Origin of the sequence: Kluyvera genomosp. 3, from assembly GCF_011765685.1 — a bacterium.
In the GTDB taxonomy this organism is placed as follows: Bacteria; Pseudomonadota; Gammaproteobacteria; order Enterobacterales; family Enterobacteriaceae; genus Kluyvera; species Kluyvera georgiana_A.
Map to the genome: position 1 here is coordinate 1872793 of NZ_CP050321.1, position 18846 is coordinate 1891638.

10 protein-coding genes and 4 pseudogenes are annotated in these 18846 nt (G+C 45.9%); 6 read left to right on the top strand and 8 right to left on the bottom strand.

Annotation, left to right across the window (positions count from 1 at the left end):
* Positions 1–35 precede the first annotated feature (35 nt).
* The 4 genes from GY169_RS08685 to GY169_RS08700 all read left to right on the top strand — a co-directional run bounded on the left by GY169_RS08685 (position 36) and on the right by GY169_RS08700 (position 5609).
* Positions 36–2681: a fimbria/pilus outer membrane usher protein gene (locus tag GY169_RS08685; RefSeq protein WP_223882154.1), complete on the top strand. Its 2646-nt coding sequence runs from the start codon at positions 36–38 to the stop codon at positions 2679–2681.
* Positions 2682–2696: 15 nt separating this feature from the next.
* Positions 2697–4043: a fimbrial protein gene (locus GY169_RS08690; protein ID WP_223802922.1), complete on the top strand. Its 1347-nt coding sequence runs from the start codon at positions 2697–2699 to the stop codon at positions 4041–4043.
* A complete protein-coding gene (locus GY169_RS08695) occupies positions 4043–4768 on the top strand; it encodes a molecular chaperone (RefSeq protein ID WP_167575505.1) in 726 nt (241 codons plus the stop codon). Before GY169_RS08690 ends, GY169_RS08695 begins: the two co-directional genes overlap by 1 nt.
* 220 nt (positions 4769–4988) lie before the next feature.
* Positions 4989–5609 carry a helix-turn-helix transcriptional regulator gene (locus GY169_RS08700; RefSeq protein ID WP_167575506.1) on the top strand — a complete coding sequence of 207 codons (621 nt, stop codon included), beginning with the start codon at positions 4989–4991 and terminating at the stop codon, positions 5607–5609.
* A gap of 154 nt (positions 5610–5763) precedes the next feature.
* Here the strand turns inward: GY169_RS08700 and GY169_RS23410 are convergent.
* The 7 genes and pseudogenes from GY169_RS23410 to GY169_RS23615 form a co-directional block, all read right to left on the bottom strand.
* Positions 5764–5967 (bottom strand): annotated as a pseudogene (locus GY169_RS23410) (hypothetical protein).
* Positions 5968–6286: 319 nt separating this feature from the next.
* On the bottom strand, positions 6287–8146 hold the full coding sequence (locus GY169_RS08710) for a UvrD-helicase domain-containing protein (protein WP_167575507.1): 1860 nt from the start codon (positions 8144–8146) through the stop codon (positions 6287–6289).
* A complete protein-coding gene (locus tag GY169_RS08715; protein ID WP_167575508.1) occupies positions 8136–10007 on the bottom strand; it encodes an ATP-dependent nuclease in 1872 nt (623 codons plus the stop codon). Before GY169_RS08715 ends, GY169_RS08710 begins: the two co-directional genes overlap by 11 nt.
* 160 nt (positions 10008–10167) lie before the next feature.
* Positions 10168–13770: an AAA domain-containing protein gene (locus GY169_RS08720; RefSeq protein ID WP_167575509.1), complete on the bottom strand. Its 3603-nt coding sequence runs from the start codon at positions 13768–13770 to the stop codon at positions 10168–10170.
* Positions 13771–14218: 448 nt separating this feature from the next.
* Positions 14219–14599 carry a hypothetical protein gene (locus tag GY169_RS08725; protein WP_223882155.1) on the bottom strand — a complete coding sequence of 127 codons (381 nt, stop codon included), beginning with the start codon at positions 14597–14599 and terminating at the stop codon, positions 14219–14221.
* Positions 14592–15002, bottom strand: coding sequence for a DUF1493 family protein (locus GY169_RS08730; RefSeq protein WP_167575510.1), 411 nt, complete (start codon positions 15000–15002; stop codon positions 14592–14594). Before GY169_RS08730 ends, GY169_RS08725 begins: the two co-directional genes overlap by 8 nt.
* Before the next feature lie 408 nt (positions 15003–15410).
* A pseudogene (locus GY169_RS23615) lies at positions 15411–15947 on the bottom strand (RHS repeat-associated core domain-containing protein); the annotation flags it as partial.
* Between the two features lie 333 nt (positions 15948–16280).
* Between GY169_RS23615 and GY169_RS08740 the strand changes: the two are divergent.
* Positions 16281–16565 carry a hypothetical protein gene (locus GY169_RS08740; protein WP_163449321.1) on the top strand — a complete coding sequence of 95 codons (285 nt, stop codon included), beginning with the start codon at positions 16281–16283 and terminating at the stop codon, positions 16563–16565.
* 379 nt (positions 16566–16944) lie between these two features.
* Positions 16945–17535 (top strand): annotated as a pseudogene (locus GY169_RS08745) (integrase domain-containing protein); the annotation flags it as partial.
* A gap of 170 nt (positions 17536–17705) precedes the next feature.
* Here the strand turns inward: GY169_RS08745 and GY169_RS08750 are convergent.
* Positions 17706–18843 (bottom strand): annotated as a pseudogene (locus GY169_RS08750) (tyrosine-type recombinase/integrase).
* Between the last annotated feature and the right edge of the window lie 3 nt (positions 18844–18846).

Sequence of the window (18846 nt, forward strand, 5' to 3'; positions counted from 1 at the left end):
ATATTGCTTAGGATTTTTATATGCAGGGGATAGGGATGAATATGATTAATAAAATACCCCCTCAGAAATTTTTTATTGAAAACAAAAATATCGTTAATTTTGGACTGCCTTTAGAGTGTAAGACCCGGCTTAAACCTTTGGTATTGCTTTTGTGGATGATGACACCACTTATGGTTTCAGCGTCGAATATGCCTGCTCCTGCGGAAACAGAACCATTTGAGTTTGATAACAGTATGTTGATCGGTGCGGCTAAAAACCAGAATATTCTTGCTCGTTTTGATAAAGCGGATTCGGTTGCGCCTGGAGAGTATCAGGTAGATATTTTCATCAACGGAAATTTTTATAATCGTCAGGCGGTATTGTTTTCTGCAGATAAACAAAACAAGGTTTCTCCCTGTTTTTCGCGCGAGCAGCTTATTGCTATTGGCATTATGCCAGGGAGCATTCAGGCCAAAGATGATCATGATACCTGCTTGCGGGTGACTGAACAGGTTCAGGGGACCAGCGCTCAATTTGATTTTTCCCAGCTGCGCCTGAATATACTTATTCCGCAGGCGCAGATGATGCATACGGCGCGCGGGGCGGTGCCTCTGGAGAGTCTTACTGCCGGTGATAGCGTATTTTTTACCAACTATGACACCAACTTTTATCGCACCCAGGCAAGCGGTAATTACAACAGCGATTCGACTTATCTTGGGCTTAACTCCGGGATAAATATGGGGTTATGGCAACTTCGCCAGCTATCAAATTATACCCGCTATTCCACGAACAATGGCCCGGACAGCAGTCATTGGAAATCGGTCAGAACCTATGTTCAGCATCCCATCCCGGCAATCAATAGTGAATTGACGTTGGGTGACAGCTACACCTCCGGCAACTTTTTCAGCAGTCTTGGCTTTCTTGGCATCCAACTGGAAACCGACGATCGCATGATTCCGGAATCTCAACGTGGCTATGCGCCGACAATTCGTGGTATTGCCTCGACAACGGCTAAGGTCACGGTTAGCCAGTCGGGCACGCAAATTTATCAGACAACTGTCGCACCTGGTGCCTTTGTTATCGACGATCTTTATCCGACCAGCTACGAAGGTGATTTGGTGGTCGAAGTTCAGGAAGCGGATGGCCGCGTGTCGTCATTTACTGTTCCCTTCGCGGCCGTACCCGGCTCAATGCGGCCTGGTCGTTCGCACGTCAGTCTGTCGGCAGGCCAGGTGCGAGATATTGGCGATAGCGACGATATGTTCGCCGATGCCACCTGGCAGACCGGCCTGACTAACGCCATCACCGCTAACTCGGGGGTGCGTATTTCCGATGGCTATCAGGCTTTACTGGGCGGCGCTGTCTTTGCGAGTGAACTCGGGGCGTTTGGTGTCAACGCCGTTTATTCCCGGGCCAATATGTTTGGCAACTACCTGACAGGTTGGCGATTTGGTGCCAACTATAGCCGTACGTTTGTACCGACATCCACAACGCTGGCCCTGGCGGGTTATCGATATTCAACTGAAGGATATCGCGACTTAACCGACGTATTGGGGGTTCGTAGTGCGGCGAATAGCGACAGTACCTGGACGTCAAGCACCTACGAACAGAGAAACCAGTTCGTTGTGACATTAAGTCAGGGGCTTGGTCAGCTAGGGCAGACCTATATTTCAGGTTCAACCACTACCTACCATGGCGGGCGTGGTCGCGATACGCAGTATCAGGTGGGTTATTCCAATCATTATAACTCGCTCAGTTACAACCTTTCGTTGAGTCGGCAGCAGACAGGACGTACGCGGTATGGTGTACAAAGTACAGACGTTAATGATGGCGGTGGTGTCAGTAACAGTCGCACTGAGAATGTCTACATGTTTTCTGTCTCTCTCCCGTTGGGGGCGGGATCGCGTTCACCGATTCTGACGTCAGGATATAGCCATCAGTCAGACAATGGCGGCCACGATAGCTATCAATCGTCGCTGACGGGTACCCTTGGGGAGTCGCAAAACACCGCTTATAGCCTTAATGCCGCTTACGATAACGGCGGTAGCAGCGCGGGCGCCAGTCTCACTCAGCAACTGCCTTTTGCAACCATCGGAGGGAGTCTCTCGCACGGCAAAGATTACACCCAGTATGGCGCGAGCGCGCGTGGCGCGGTGGTGGCTCACGCGGGCGGCGTAACGCCGGGGCCATATTTATCCGATACCTTTGCATTAGTTGAAGCGAAGGGGGCCAGCGGTGCCCTGGTGGGGGGAGGAATGGGAGCGACGATTAACGACTCCGGTTATGCGCTTGTTCCTTCGGTGATTCCCTACACCTTTAACGATATTACCCTGGATGCCAAAGGGATCAGTAATCCCAACGCCGAACTGGTCGACAACCAGCAACGTGTAGCGCCTTATTCTGGAGCAATGGTGAAAGTGCACTTCAGAACGCTTGAAGGCTATGCCCTTTTAATCAAACTTGCGCCGGGAGGAGGGGAACCGTTACCGCTTGGTGCAGAGGTTTACGATAGCAAAAATCGGGTTATTGGCCTTGTGGGGCAGGGTAATCAAATTTATGCGCGAGCATCCAGCCGACAAGGCACGTTAAAGATCAAATTGGGAGATGCCGCTGGCGGGCAGTGCCTTTTGAACTACGACCTTCGTGGCCAGGAAATGAATAAGTCAATGTATCACCTGACGCTGCCGTGTCGCCGGAATTAATGTGAGTAACAGCGAATGAAAAAGTATCTCTCTATACCAATACTGCTGGTCGTTGGGATTGGCTTGCCGCAGCTCTCCTGGGCAATGTGCTACCGTATTACCGGGACGAACACAAACTCGGCCTCAAACTATTATACCGAGCCGGGGAAAGGGACGGCGGCCTCCTGGGATGGGATGCCGGATGGCGCTGGCTCTATAGGGACGCTGCCTACCGTGGTGAATATCAATAACAGCGCTTTTCAGCCAGACGGCACGCTGTTAGCCACGGGGATTGTTCCGATGGTCGGGAACCAGGTCTATAACCCGGAACAGATCCTGTTTCGCTGCCAGGCTGCTGATATTAATAATCTTTATGAATATTACGCGACCAACGGTGATTCAACTTATGCGGGTCACGTGGAGGTAGGGACGGCTGCGGGTTTACCGCAAAGCTACCAGACTTATGTCCCCGGAATGGCGCTGCGCGCAACCAATATGCTGACGGGGGAGTATTACAGCCGTTACTGGAAGGCTCGGCAGCTTACCAATCTTGATACAGATTCGCAGGGTTGGCTTTTAGTGAAAGCGAAGAATTTCAGTAATACCAAAGTGGAGCTGTTTCGCCTCAGCACCAGCGCTGGCGGGTGGGGAGCCACCAGTACCGGCATTTATCCCCAATCGCAACCGGCTACTTATATCGCTTTTAAGGGGCCGGGATTTTCTAACGGTTTGAGCGTAGGCGCTGATTCTAACTCGCAATATGATGGCTGGTATGGCTACTGGCCGGGGGGCGTTAACCTCTATAACCGTCTGTATATCCGCCGCTCTGCGACCTGTGTTGTCAATAATGTGACGCCATTAGTCCTCTTCCCGACGATTTCTGTTTCCCAACTGCAGGCGGGGGCAACAGTACGACAGCCCATTAATATTTCATTTAATTGCCAGACAGGGAGCCCGGCTAACAGCGGGGTGACATCATTCACGAGTGGTGTCGCGGTAAATCAGACCGCAATGGGTATTCTGGTTAATCCGGGTAATGCCGCGACGGCAACGTCATTAGGCCTGACAACAGGCTCTGGCGTCACTTATTTGGTTTCAGATAACTACGGTACGGATCCTTCGGTCGCTACCGGGGTAGGGATTCAGATAAGCAGAACCAACGGAACGCCGCTTAATTTACTCAGTTCGTTAAGTGGTTCGGTATTGGGTGGAAACGCGGCGGGCTGGTATCCGCTTCTGGATGATGCCGTAGGCGGGAGTGTGGTGAGCGGCGTGACGACCTATTCCAAAACGTTAAATGCGACCCTAAAAGCGTTACCTGGAAAGACGGTTACCGCAGGTAAAGTGAGCGCAACCGCGCAAGTAATTATTCAGGTGCAGTAATGAACAAAATAAGTATAACGGTTGCGGGGGTGTTGCTGCTATTGCTGAGTCAGCTGGCGTTAGCCGGCGTGATGGTGGAATCGTCTCGGGTGGTCTTTTCCGCTGCTGACCCTGAGCGTTCGCTGATGCTATTCAATAGTAATGCATACCCGGTTATCGTCCAGAGCTGGGTTGATGATGGCTCACCAGACGGTACGCCAGAAAAAGCGGTCAACTCACCGGTTATGCCGCTGCCCGGTATTTTTCGTCTCGAGCCTGGAGAGAGGAAAAGTCTACGATTACTGGCGACACAGATGCCGTTACCTACCGACCGTGAGGTGTTGTACTGGCTTAATATCTATGAAATTCCGCCAGCGGATGCCCACCTGCCGAAAGAGGCGATGTTGGTAAAAGTTGCGGTACGCTTACAGTTGAAACTGTTCTGCCGTCCCGCTCATCTCGAATTGTCCGTCGATGATGTGGCGGAGAAGCAGCAGTTCAGCCTTATCCGACAACCCGGCTCGCTGGCGCTGAAAGTGATAAATCCTACGCCGTATTACGCTACTTTTGACCGCGCCGAGGTGACAGATGGCACCAAATCACAGCAGGTAAATATTGGTATGTTGGCGCCCTTTGCCAGTAAAACGCTGCTGCTCAATGGGAATCTGATCGCCTTGCCAAAAAGAATCCATTTTCTACTGATAAATGATGATGGGAATCGTGTAGAGAGGAATGACTCCCTATGAGAGATGCTTTTGTTGTATCGCATATCTCTAGGTTTTTTACGCGTTGTTAAAGAATCGACTGTGGCCACTCTGATTGGATACAGAGTAATCATGTCCTGATGAAGATTGAATACTCTATTGTCGTCGAATATTCATTCGACTCGGCGATATAAAAAAGACGCTCGCGGGTTGAGGATTCAACTCTGCTGAGGATGGGTTTAATTAAGTTTTGGCATAAGTAATGATTAATATTGTTATCAAAGATTCAGATGTGTTATTTCAGCGTGGGCTGACCTGGTTTTTCAGTGATTTCTTTTCCAATGAGCAGATGAAAATTGAATTCAATTATAGCCTCACGTCCGAAAGTGTTAAAGTGGCTGACATCATTGTCCTTTCCTTGTGTCCCGGAGAGTGTTTTATTTGTTTACCTGAATTACAGCTACGCAAAAAGGGGATTGTGATTGGCTTTATTGATGATGAAACACGAGTTTCAGCTCAGCGTTCCTGTTTTCAGGATATTATCTTTATTCCTCGCCGGGCGCCCGTGACGCAGGTACGCACAGCATTCAATTCGGCCTGGCGGAGAGTACAGCATGAAGGCTATCGCCAGTCATCGGTCTCATGTTTTGACTGTCGGCAGCAAACCCTAACCGCTCAGCAACTTCGTATCATGATCGGTTTATACAAGGGGATGTCGGTTATGCAAATTGCAGGCGAGTTAGTGATTAGCGATAAAACAGTATTCACGCATAAATATCGCGCTATGCGGAAATTTAATTTGCGCAGCGATTACGAGTTAATGCGACTACTTGATGAAATGGGAAACAGGAATGATTGGCAAAATATGTCCATGAATATATAAAACGATCGTATAAAGAGAGTAGTAGGTTGCCGTTGAGTTTTTCGCTTAGGGCTATAATGCGGTTGTTGTCGGGAGTATCAGTAAGCCGAGAGAGGGGATGGAGAGGCGTTGTACTTCGGATTCGGATGTCGGTAACGGCGATAGAGGGGGGCTTCTATACACTTTCCCTCCCAAATCCACACGCCAGGAAGTCGTTTTCCAGACAAACCCGCTGAATCAAAAGCAAAAAGCCTGCTGAGTTTCCTGAGCAGGCTTTTCTAAATTTGGCTCCTCTGACTGGGAGCGCCTTAGCCATTAACTGGCTGACGATTAAGCTAAATCATAAATCTGGTTCTGTCAAGACCACCAAAATGACCACCTATTTTGATCATGTAAGCATTCAATTAGTTAGCTTAATAGGTTCAAAGATTCTATGTATTCTTAGCATGACAAGACTTGTTCTGGTATACAGACTGATACTATTGTAATGACTGTATAAGATACTATATTTGGGCCTTTCCTGTTTTGTCTGAATGATGTACGATATGTAAATATATTTTTAATATTGTAACACTCTCTCTGAAGAATAAACCGAAGTTTTTAAAATATATGGTTAACAAAATAATAGTTTCTTATGAGTATTGCTGTTGCTATGGGTATTTGTAGCAACAGCTTCGTTATAGTAAATATTAATGTCACTATTGAGTTAAATCGCAAATATTCCAACCTGCAAGCTCATGCTTTGAAATATGTTCAGCCGGAAACCCTGATTTATTCATTGCAATACACAATAAGTATTTAGGTCTTGTGAGTGCAACATATATTTGCTTCATAAATTTCTTTTTTCTGGCTTCTGTCGGTTGTGTTAGATTTTCTAAAAGAATGTAGTCAATTAAGGTTGTTATATCATTAGTATGATATTTTGTTTCTAGAAGTAAAGTTGCAGCATGCGTCTCCCCTTTTACAGAATGAATTGTTGCAATTTGATTCTCTATAACCCTTCCCTCAATTTCAAAAGAGATAATATTTCTAGTTGGACTATCAAGGGTTTCATTTATTAGATTACGCTCAAAAGATAAAAAGATGTGATTTCGATTAGATATATTAATACCTAAGTAAGACAATAACAAGACAACAGAATCCCCCCAAGTTTCTTCAGATATTTCATTAGTCATTAAGCTCATAACTAACAAATTGAAATCAACAAAAAGTGAAGATAATTTAAGGTGCTTTTTTATGTTTGCAACTGATATATCAGATTGTGAACCATCTTGCATTGTGATCTTAACATTAGATACTCTCCCAAAATGAATAATGCCATCAAGGATTGTACGGTAAGATTCACTGTTACGATTTTGTTGGCGGGCAACATATATATATTGAATTAACTTAGTATTTTTGAATCCTACCGTAGAATCAGTTTTTTCAAAACTCTCATAATAACTGCAAATCGTTAAAGAGTTTTCACTTCTTTTACCAATTGCACCAACAGATTTTATTGGATATTCACAGTTAATCGGAACTGCTTGCGAGCATAAATTAGCGAAACGCTCAAATACATTAGTGCGAGAACTATCATCAACAAGAAATATTGTATGTAGTGATTGATTAGGATGAGAGATTTCTGATGTTAAATTTATGCGATTATAACTTAGATTTCTAGCAATTGATGCGATAGCGCTATTAAAGCGATGACTATTCTGTACTTTTTCTAACTCTGCTTGATTATAGGTTTGGTTCTCTTCCTCATTAGTCCCATAAATAGCTTGGTCAGGATCGCCAAATCGTTGCATCTTAACTTGAATATTATCATTTCTAAATATCGTGTTTAAAAATTCATCTTGAAATTTTTGGGTGTCTTGCATTTCGTCGATAAAAACGATGGGGAAACGAGATTGAATCGCTTTTATAATATCAGAGTTATGGTAGATATACTCTTTTGATATTTCATACATTTCGTGATAAAAGAAATAACCTTCTGCCATAAGTGTATTTTTTACATTTATCAAATCTTGATAGCTGTTCGACTGTGATTCTCTACGGAAACCAGGGATGTTAAGCTCAAGACATCCATCTATAAATTTATATTGCATATCTTGAATGGATGTTATTCTATTTCTTTCAAGGTAATTTTTCGTTCCTCTATTAAGAAAACTCCAGCCCCTTGCACAACATATTTCATCATCGATATGAGTTATTTTAAATCCTTGAGAACGAAGATAAGGTATTGCAAGAAATTTATTAACGAACTCTTGAATAGTGCCGATGAAATGTGGTGAAGTTAACAACTTTCCACCATGTATACTTGTTTGGAGACGCTCTATAATTTCTTTTTTAGCTACATTAGTATGCGTTAGGACGCATACACCTTGATGTAAACTCATCCATTTTTTTGCAATGATTAACAACTTGGCTGCTACCATTGTTGTTTTTCCGCTACCAGGACAAGCCTGGACATCATTATATGATTGTATTATCTCTCGTCTGGCATCATCAAATGACAAGTTTAACTCTTGCTCTATATCGTTGATGTCCCTTTCACTAATTTCAATGTTCATTCGGCATCTCCTCGTCATCAGAGAACTCTTCGGTCACGTATTCGATGGCTTCTATAATATAAGGAGGTAGCTTAGATCTTAACTCTGAAGGTCGTCCACTATATTTCGATAAGATCTTTGCAAGAAGATAACTCACTTCGCTTTTTCCATCACCTTTATTTTCGATTTGTCCATATAATTGAACAGCCTTTATTTGTGCATTAGTACTAAGATTTTCATAGCCAATAAGGTCACCATGAAGGGCCTCATATAATTCTTCACTTAACCCATATTTGGCAAGGCAAAATTCAAATGTCCAGTCATTTGATATAAATGTTTTAACAAGCTCTCCATCAAACTCGGCTTTACTATTTTTTTTCTGGTTTATTTGTTCTGGCGTCAACTCACTCAGCCAATGTTGAAGGTTTCCCCCTCGGCCGGTGGTTTCATTAGGCTGTATTTTTTGTTTAAACCCATAACTGTTTGAGGTTGTTACCTCCGCTTCATCTGGCCATAGGTCTAAATCAGTAACACACCCAACTTTAATTGGGAGATAAGAAGGGGCCGTTGAAGCGGCGTTAGAACGATAAACTTTAGCGTACCTCTTTCTGGATAAACCATTGACATTAACCAATGACACGGCATAGTCTTCTAGGGGGCGTCCTAGTAATTCAGCTATTTTAGGTATTAACACCATCTCTGCAATACCCTCAACAATCAATATACCTCTTGCAAAAAACATATTTGCCTTAGTTGAGTCTAAGAATTTCTCAAGAAATATATAGTCATCACCACTTAGAGCGGTGCATTCCTTTCTTAAAGGAAATGCCTTTCCATCTTGCATTAAAATTAAGCTTTCCAATGGGGCTTTTGATGAAAGCACTGGACTGTGAGTGGATAGAATACATTGCAGTTTACTATTTTCAGTTCTGAGGTAATTAATGAATTTCAACTGTAGTTGGGGATGAAGATGAGCCTCTGGTTCCTCAACCAGTAAAAGTGAATACTGTTCTTCCTCCTGACGAATTAACATTAGTTCTGTAGCCATAAACAATAGACTGTTGTAACCTAATCCATGCTTAATTCCTGAAGTGTTGAGTTCAAGTGATAATTTCTCTAAAATGGATTTGAGAGCAAACGCTTTCTCCGGGGTGCTCATTTCAGTATACTCTTTACTCCCCAATAAACTTAAAAAAGGTGTAAAGGTATTGGATTTGAATGTTAAAGAGTTCAAGAGAGTTGAAATTTTCTCTTGAGTCATTTGAATAGAAGAGTCATTTTGAATTGCCTGTGTGGCGTGAATTAATAACTCAATAATCCGCTGGGTCGCCTCTTCATCTCCAGCTAAACTGACATTGCTCCCTAAAATCTGGGAGAGCCTTGAGGTTCGCCCTGCTGATAGTTCAACCTCAGCATCGCGTAGCGGTTTTAAATATGTTGTAGCAAGATATTCTCTGATATCTCTTTCTATGATAGGGCCATCATTACTCAAACCAGATCGAATATCCGTCTTGATAAATTGAGTTTTTTTGAATGGATTAATTGTTATGCTTGCTGAGAGATTTACATATAAACAGCTCTTGTTAACATCAGTTGTTACTTCTTCGTTGGTTAAATATTCTAGAAATAACCCTAACTCACGAGTTGACAGATCTTCAAATTTTAATTGAATATATAGTTCATTCTTGCCGCTAAGGAAATCAGTGCTTTTTATACTCACCCATTCTACAGACGTAGTATCAAGAACAATCCGGACTGCATCAATGACGGAACTCTTTCCTGCATTATTTTCACCAACAAGTAGATTAAGTCCTTTATTTAACTTTAAGGAAAAATCTTCGAATTGTCTGAAGTTGTTTATTTTTAGATTTGATAAATACATATTCCCCACCAATGTGTTTTAACTGTGTATAATTTAACTTGCTTTCGGAGTAATCCGTTTTTATATATTGAGATATACGAAAAGATAGCACTGAGAACTGAATCGTCGCAATGTCGAAGATTCAGTTGAGATCAGTTTATCAGCTTTAGTTCTTTGTCAGTTATTCCAGCCGCAACCTCTCCCTAAGTTCTTTCACCAGTGACACATCATCAAGCTCTGCGCTAATCTCATGACGAATAGCATTACTGAACTGTTCACTACGCTCGCAACTATCATGATAACCATGTGACAGCCAGTTCCAGCTCCCGAGAACAATGTAGCGGCCATCGATCATCAGCACCTTTTCATGAGTACCTTCGGTCAGGCGGATAACATTGTCTTTTCCCAGTTGTTCGCGGTACTCAGCAATCAGAGTTTCATCATTATCCTCTGCACGGTCCAGACGTTGATGGTAATACCCGTAATAGACTTTAACGCTGACACCACGCCGCTGTGTTGCCACCAGTTGTGCCAGTTCCGGCCTTTGATATTGTTTACCGCCCCGACGGATCCATGGAGTGATAATAACCAGCTCCTGTTCACACTGGCTCGCCAGAGCACTGAATGCGGCGATATGTTCGCAGTCGCGGTAATAACGCTGCAAACGTGGTGTCTGGCTCAGGCTGGCGAAATTTGGATGCTGACTGCCCTGTTCAAGAATGAAATCTTCAGCAACAGTGTCCGCAAGAACTTTCAGGTATCCACCTGCCTGCCGTAACCGGTGGTGGTTTCCTACTACGATAAACTGCTGTTTTGCGCGCGAAACCACGACATTCAGCATGTTTGGCGCACCGTTCTGAAAATTTGGATTATCAAGGGGATGAAAAATTACCGGGCTGTAAATGATGACCTCAAAGCCCACACCCTGGAACTGATGCACTGTACCAATGCAGTTTTTCTGCCAGTGATTCATACGCTGGGCAAGGCGCTTGATCAGTAATGATTTCTGGTTGCTATAGGGAGTGACGATGCCCACATCGGCAGTCAGATTGTAACCAGCTTCTTCCAGCTTATTCAGCAGTTGCTCAATAGCATCGACTTCATCCAGATTGGTGTTAACCATATCGCCTTTCTGGCCCTCGACGCTGTAGAACATCAAATGATGCCCACCAGACTTCTCAAAGGCGCTGGCAATGCGGTCGGAAGGGGAGGCCGTTTCCACGCTGACGCCTTGATAGCCCGCCAGCCGGATAAAGAGATCGGCAATGGGTTTCTGGCACCGACGATGCTCATCGAGAATAATACCGTTGCCGGTATCATCCACTCGTCCAGAAAGTGTACCTGCCGCGCGGTGCCAGCCTGTAACGCTTGCAGGTGAAACCCGCTCATATAACGTATTATTGTCAGCAAAATGACGTTCGCGCAGTTGTGTTTGCAGGTTTTCTGACAGGTTTCTGATGGGTTCGATTTGCAGAGGATCGCCGACGATCATCGCTTTCTCGCTACGACTCAATAGTGGCACCAGGGATTCAAGCGAAATCATGCCTGCTTCATCGCACAGTGCCAGATGCCAGGGTTTGTGCCCCTTGAGTTCATCAAGTTTACGATAACCCGCCACTTTCCACGCGGAGACCAGTGTGGTTGCCATTACCGGATACACTAGTGACAGTGCACGATAGAATTCATCCAGCTTATCCAGCCAGCGGTAGTAGCCTGCACTGCGGCGATTACTCATCAGAGCCCGCCAGTGAGTCAGCACCTCTTCCAGCTCAATTTTTCGCTTCAGTTGTTCCTGCCAGAGATAGCCGATAGCAGCTTCAAACATTTCCCGGTGCTGCCTGATGAAGCGTTTACGCAAAATGTCACACCAGTTACCTTCGGGGTAATGCTGTTGATACTGCGCTGTAACCTGTTGTGCCCGGATGACCCGCTGCCATTGTTTCCGGAGCGTTGCGATATCAGCACACAGGCTCACCAGATTGTCTTCCTGCTGCTCATCGGGTTCGTCCTGCATGAGCAGTTCCAGCAGGGCCAGATTGTCTGGCTGATGTGACAGCATCTCTCCCGCATCAGCCAGAGCCGCTAGCTGGCGATGGGGCAGGGAAGAAAGACTGAAATGCTGAAAGTCCTCCGGTGCAGCAAGATTCATTTGTTGCAGCCGTGCCGGATATTTTCCCTCGAACAGTCGGGCCAGATGACGCTTTATCCCTTTACGCGGATAGTCGCGGTAATGCAGTTCCAGAGCGGGGCGTAGTGGTGAATCCATCCAGCGCAGTATCTGCGGCAGATTATGTTGCTGTGGCCATGTCGCCTGCAATGTCTGATAAATTCTGCTGGCCTGTAGACGCTGTGCTTTTATCCCGCGAAGTTCCTGCAGGCGTTGTTCCAGCAGGCAGGTTAAGTTGTCCAGGTCGTCGGGATGATGCAGTGAAACGTCAATCCCCAACTGCTGTGCCTGAGCGGCTACCGCGGGCATTTTTGCCATAAAACGAGCCGGGAGCTCTTCTGCGTTTGTGGTGTTCAGATCACAATCCACAACAGACTGTATCGCGGTTGCCTTTTCATTCAGATACGCCCGGTAACAGGCGTTCAACTTGTCGCGATGCCTGAGCAGAACAGCTAAAAAATCGCGCTGGTGTTGTTCGTCATAGCTTTCCTGCCGCCAGCGGCTGATCAGTTGCTCAAGCCGGGTAAGCTCATGCTGAACCTGTTCGTTCGAGCCGCTATGAAACCATAACCAGTCAAGATCCTGGGTTGCAGGGTCACTTCGCAGATCGTCAATGATATTCTCCACCGCTTTTATTGCCGTGGACGTTACCAGCATGCCGAAGTTCTGATCCTTTCCATCAGCAATTGCCAGCGCTCTGGCAACCAGCTGTTGTGCAATGAGTGACTTGAACAGTGTTGTTTTACCCGTACCTGGTGCGCCCTGCACGGCAATCAGGCGCTCATCCTGATTAATGGCCTGTATTGCCGCCATCTGTCCATGACCCAGCGGGTATTGTGTTTCAAACAAGCCACCGGTTACCACTTCGTATATGTCAGGGGCATTCCCGTCATGGTGAATATGGTTGAGATACTGCTCCAGCAGAGGGAAGTCACCAGACGCGTTATTGCACAACCAAGTGAAGTCTTCCGCATCCCGCTTGAGGTTGTAATCCTCATTATGCAACGGAGCAACCAGGGCGTTAAATGCAGTTTCCAGTCCCTGATATTTACGGTTTGATTGCTGAGCAACCCATACCTGGAGAGCCTCAAACGCCTCAAGGAAGGTGTCATATTTACGCCCGGTGAGAGCACTAACGATACTCATCATATGGCGGTTCTCACCCAGTTCATCCAGCTGGATGCCAAACATTTCGCGAAAAGCGAAGGGGAATGCGCTGACCAGTTGTCCGTCTTTAACGGGAACCAACAGTGAGGTATTGCCCTGTTCAAAGAAGGATTTGGGGAGTGGAAAAGAGAACAGTGGCAGGTATTTTACGCTGGCCTTGCCACGCTCATTCTCGATACAGCGCAACACCGGAAACAGCAGATTGACAGGTTCGATATGAGTAATCTCACCCTTTTCACCATACTTAACGAAACGCCTGCGCCAGTTTTCGCGCATTTCTGGCGTAACGCGGAGCACTACGCCGCTCTGGTTTTCTTCACAGTTATCTTCACCGAGCATAAGTTGATGGTGCTCATGCACCTGGCTGGCCGGTATTTTACTCTTTTCCGCACCGCTGAATTTCAAATAATCCTGCCATGCACAGAGGATATCGTTAGAGGAATTTTTCATTATTCTGATAGTGCCTTGCTTAGCTCAACTCCCTGAAATTAATGACAACAGGATAACACAGGCTTGATGGTTTTAACCTGGGCCATATGTCCTTCTCTGTATAGAAATACGATTTTAGTTACAACATCCATGATGGTATATTTGTTCCTAACAGGTCTTTCAGCCTCCAATAGGTAAAGATGCTAAGTCAGGATGAATCAGGGGACGCCACAACATGATTTGGTTATGGTTATCTCTGACCCCAGAGAATCATTACTCGTGTTATCGGTGAACTAATCGGGTATGAAGAATAATTGAGCACCTTGATCTGAACGATGTTTTGCACTTAGCTGACAGCTCAGTGCATTGTCCATAAGGCATCTCTTTAGCAATTTCTTCTTTATCCATTTTTGAGAGTGTAAAAAAACACATAAGACCTCATTGAGTCGGGTAGGTTTTATCTTTATCATCAGTATTTCATCCTCGGCGGAATACCCATTTCTTTGCGGACAGGGTTCTCATGTTTTTTGACATTATTCATTTGCCCTGGTCCGTTATCTTTTTCGCCCATTGCATGCCCCATTTTATGGACGATAACTACACTTAATGGTGTAGGTGTCAGTTTACATACTTTACCTTTTCCTTGATATTGGCATGAGGCATGGTCAGAATCTTTTTCAATATAGAAAATATATTTGGAGGGATCATAGCACGTATGCTCCATAACCAGTTCAGGTGGGAAGGTCACGTTCGCTTCCTGCTGAAATTTCTCCGCCAGCGTGGGGCGAACTGTTTTTGTCAGCCCTATGGTTTCTATTTTGGAATAATTCATTTTGATATTTTTATTCAATAGAATCGGCCCATTTTTTTTCCCTGATACTCATTTCTATCATATGCAATGTAATAGGGCGGTAATTTGCATATATTCCATCCACTTTCTCTTTTATATTTAGAAAATGTTTTCTTGCAATAGCATTAAATTTAAAGAATAATAATGTGTTAAGCTTGTCTATGTGTTTGACATCTTGGGAATATTCAGTAGGGAAGTATTTGTCGAATTTAAAAGATGACATGTCAACATTAAATTCTCTTTGAAGAATTTCTAAAATATTTTCAGCAGTGTCGCCAAATAAATCCAAGTCATGAAATAATCTTGTGTCATATGTAAGTAGAGCGATCTCCTTTTCAGAAAATCTGGCTGTTTTTAAAAAATAGATTATTATCGGACCGAGTTGTCTTGAATGCGGATTCATAATTTGTATCTCATTCATCTCGTGCACTTAATCATCGCAATTACTAGCATCATAAAACTGATATAGAGTAATAGCAGTTCCCACATATGGTATTGCTTTAGCTACTCGTCTTCCTCCATTGCGGAGAACTCTTGTGGTCTCCTTATTGATAACTTTGTTTTTATAAGCATTATGAACCGTCTTGCTGTAAACGGATGTTTTATTTCCTGATGGCCCACCACCGGCGATACCACCACGAGGTCTATTCTCAAACCCACCAAAAGTTCCAACTGCTGCTCCACTTGCTGCATTTCCTGCTTGGCCAAACGCAGTATCTGCGTCAGGGTCTTTACAGTGTTCTTCTTTCCATTGATCTAATGCATAATCGAATACTAAACCACATGCTAATCCAACCAAAATAGGAACGAATAACCCCAATGGGTCAATATCAGTTATCGGATCTAACGGATACTGATATAAATTCCACCCGCCCAGCAATCCAATTGGGTCCTGCGTGGTATACCTACCCTGTAACGGATCATAGTAACGATGGCGGTTATAATACAGACCCGTTTCTGCATCATATTGCAGCCCCGGCAGACGAATGAGCTGTTTCAGATTGTGCGGGTTATTCTCACTGAGCATATTACCCCATGCATCATATTCTGCTGACCAGTCGATTTTTCCGTCGCTGTAATTCATCTGCCAGTCGTTGTTTTCCCCGGTTTCCATCCCGGTAATGATGCCGTGGAGATAGCGCTGTGGGGTGTTACCCTGCCAGATGGTCAGCGTGGCGTTTTTCTCGAGAAAACTGACGGCGGTGAGGCCGGACCGGTCGCTGGCAATATCAACACTGAGAAGAAAAGGCGTGGAGAGATTCTGGTAGAGGGTAAAGCTGACGACAGCTGTTGCCGTCGGCGTTAATCCGTCCACATCCAGCGTAAAACGCAGGCCTTTTTGAGACATAAATCCCCCTCTTATACGTGACAATACTGCCAGTGAATGCCAGAACAGAAATGGTAGATATATAAGTAATATGAAACATTAGAGGTTTTTTTTAACTGATTTTTTTTGACGAAAGTCTCTTTTATTAAAAGGCGTTATAAATTAATTATTATTTTCCAAATAATTAATATTTACCGTGGATGACTTTGCTGGCATAAATAAAATTTACTAATGATACATCCGTTATTTTGCTGCTCTCATAGAGTGGCAATAGTCTGTTAATTTGAAAAATAGATGTTGGGATGGCTACGCTGATCACTCACAGAGGAAATATGGAGTGGTAATTCATTAAAAATGACAAAATTTTCAAAGCAAAATTCAGTTTCTTCTTTCAGTATTCGCATACAGAATGTAATTTCCTGCCTGCATTCTGTTGTCTGCGGACGACGCCCTTTGCTTCATGGCCTGAAAGAAGCACCTGAATTATTCAGGATGGCTATTCCCTTTACCGGTGCAAACCTCGTAACACGCCGGGTCACAGAAAGTGTGGCAGAGGTCATTTCTTCACTTCTGATGACCGCCCTACCAGGCGGGCTGCGGGCTGCATTGCCGTCAGGCTTTGCTGCCGCGTGGCCGTAAACCTGCACCAGACCCGTGCGTCACTTTAACCGCGCAAAGCGGGAAAGTGACGCACGCAGCCCTTTAGCTCTGGGCCAGAGAAATCCACTGCACCAGCCCATCGCGGGATTCTGACACCGCCTTTTCAGGCCATTTCACGCATTAAGGAGAACACAAACCGATATCGAGGAGGATCAGGACGATCCGGGGGATGACCCGCTCAGGCGGGCGGCTGCTCAGAGAGCACAACCGACACCCCACAACACCTCAACGGCTGCCGCCCCGGCGCTCAGGTATCGTTCGCAGCCCCGACAAAACTCAGGGGCTACTGGCCTGCGCGCCGGGGAAAGCTGTATCAGTGTTGGGTTATGGATTTGAGGCATCATTAAAAGGGGAAAATATGGGGGTTCTGGTGCAGGAAATGACGCGGCTGGCGAAACTGGCGGGCGGCAGTCACAAGACCGTTCACGACCGTATCGCGCTGGCGCAGCGTTTTTGTGAGCGTCTGGCGATGGCGCAGAATGTGCAGGTCCGTCGGGTGGAGCACCTGAAAGCGCGGCATATTGAAAGCTACGTCCGTGAACGGCTGGCGCAGGGCATTACTAAACGTTCCCTGCAAAACGAGATGGCCGCGATCCGCTGCATGTTGAAACAGGCCGGGCGTGGCAAACTGGCAGACAGTGAGCGGATAAGCAATTGCTCGCTGGGGCTGCGTTCGCAGGAAGCGGTACAGAGCGCGCAGTCGCTGAAGACATGGCGGAAGGCTCTGGAGCGCGAAGAACCCCGGTTAACGGTGGTGTTTGGCACCAAAGGCGGACGTCCGCGGGAAACCGTTATTCTGGATGTTGTGGCGGTCAGAAAGGCACTCGATAAGGCATTATCTGTCGCAGAAAACCGTCATGACAGGCTGCTCGATAAACCGGATCTCAGAAGTGCGATGAAATACTGGCACAGCCAGGCGTCACGTATTGGTTTAAGGGGCGTGTATTCCGGGTAGTTTCTGGTGCAGATAAACGATGATATTGAACTGGTGCAGCTATTGCGTTCCAGCAAGTCGGTTGCTGGTGCTGATTGTCTGACAGTTGTTGCGCAATGTAAAAGCAGATCCGGATTAAAGCAGGATCTGCTTTTTCATTTTCAACAAAATATGCAGTCTCTGGCTCAGGCCGCTTTATGCCGCCGCGCACAGATATAGGGTGCAACGTACCCCTCGCGGCTTACGTCAAGATAGTCTGACCACCACTGCATCATGTCCTTGCGTGCATCGAGATGTTCAGCACGGTGGATATATGCTGCCCGCACGCTGTTGCGTTCCTGGTGACTCATCTGCCGCTCCACTGCATCCCGCGACCAGAGTTCAGATTCCACCAGTGCGCTACAGGCCATTGCCCGGAAGCCATGTCCGCAGACGTCGGTTTTGGTATCGTAGCCCATCAGACGCAGCGCCCGGTTGATGGTATTTTCACTCATTGGTTTATACGGATTATGGTCGCCGGGGAACACCAGTTCCAGATGGCCGGAGATTTCCTTTATCTGCTTCAGAATGGCAAGCGCCTGATGAGATAGCGGGACAATATGCGGGGTACGCATTTTTGCGCCACGGCCCGAGAAACGAACTTTCTCTATCGTTTCCCTTGTGGAGGGGATGGTCCAAATTTTGTGTCTGAAATCAATCTCGCTCCAGCGGCAGGGCGGGATAGTGATTTTTAACCGGCGGTGCGGTGACGCCTTCCAGATGCTGCGCTGGGTTGCTTTCGGTCAGCCCCTGCTGCACGGCGTAGCGCATGATGGAGCAGAGCTGCTGCCGGGTACGGGATGCGACTTCCAGAAAACCTTTATCCTCGATAACTCTCAGCAGTGCCGTGAAATGCTGCGTTTTCAGCATCGTGACGGGCAGATGACCAATTGCCGGAAAGATATGATTTTTCATACTGGCAAGAATGCGTTCTGCATAGTCAGCCGACCATTTCTTGTTGGTTTTATGCCATGCCACCGCAACGGCCTCAAAGCATTTTTCCGGTGATGCGGCAGCTTTTTCAGTCATGCGTTGTTGTGCTGGATTGATATTCTGTGCCAGTAGCTTACGGATATCGTCGCGCTGCTGGCGGGCGTCGGAAAGCGAGACTTGCGGATAGGCACCTAAGGCAATGCGGGATTCTTTTCGGTTGAAGCGATATTTGAGATACCAGAGGCGTGAACCGCCCGGATTGACAAGTAGATACAGACCATGAGAATCGGTCAGTTTAAAGGGTTTATCAGAAGGCTTGATAGTGCAGTTTTTCGCGTCGGACAGGGACATATG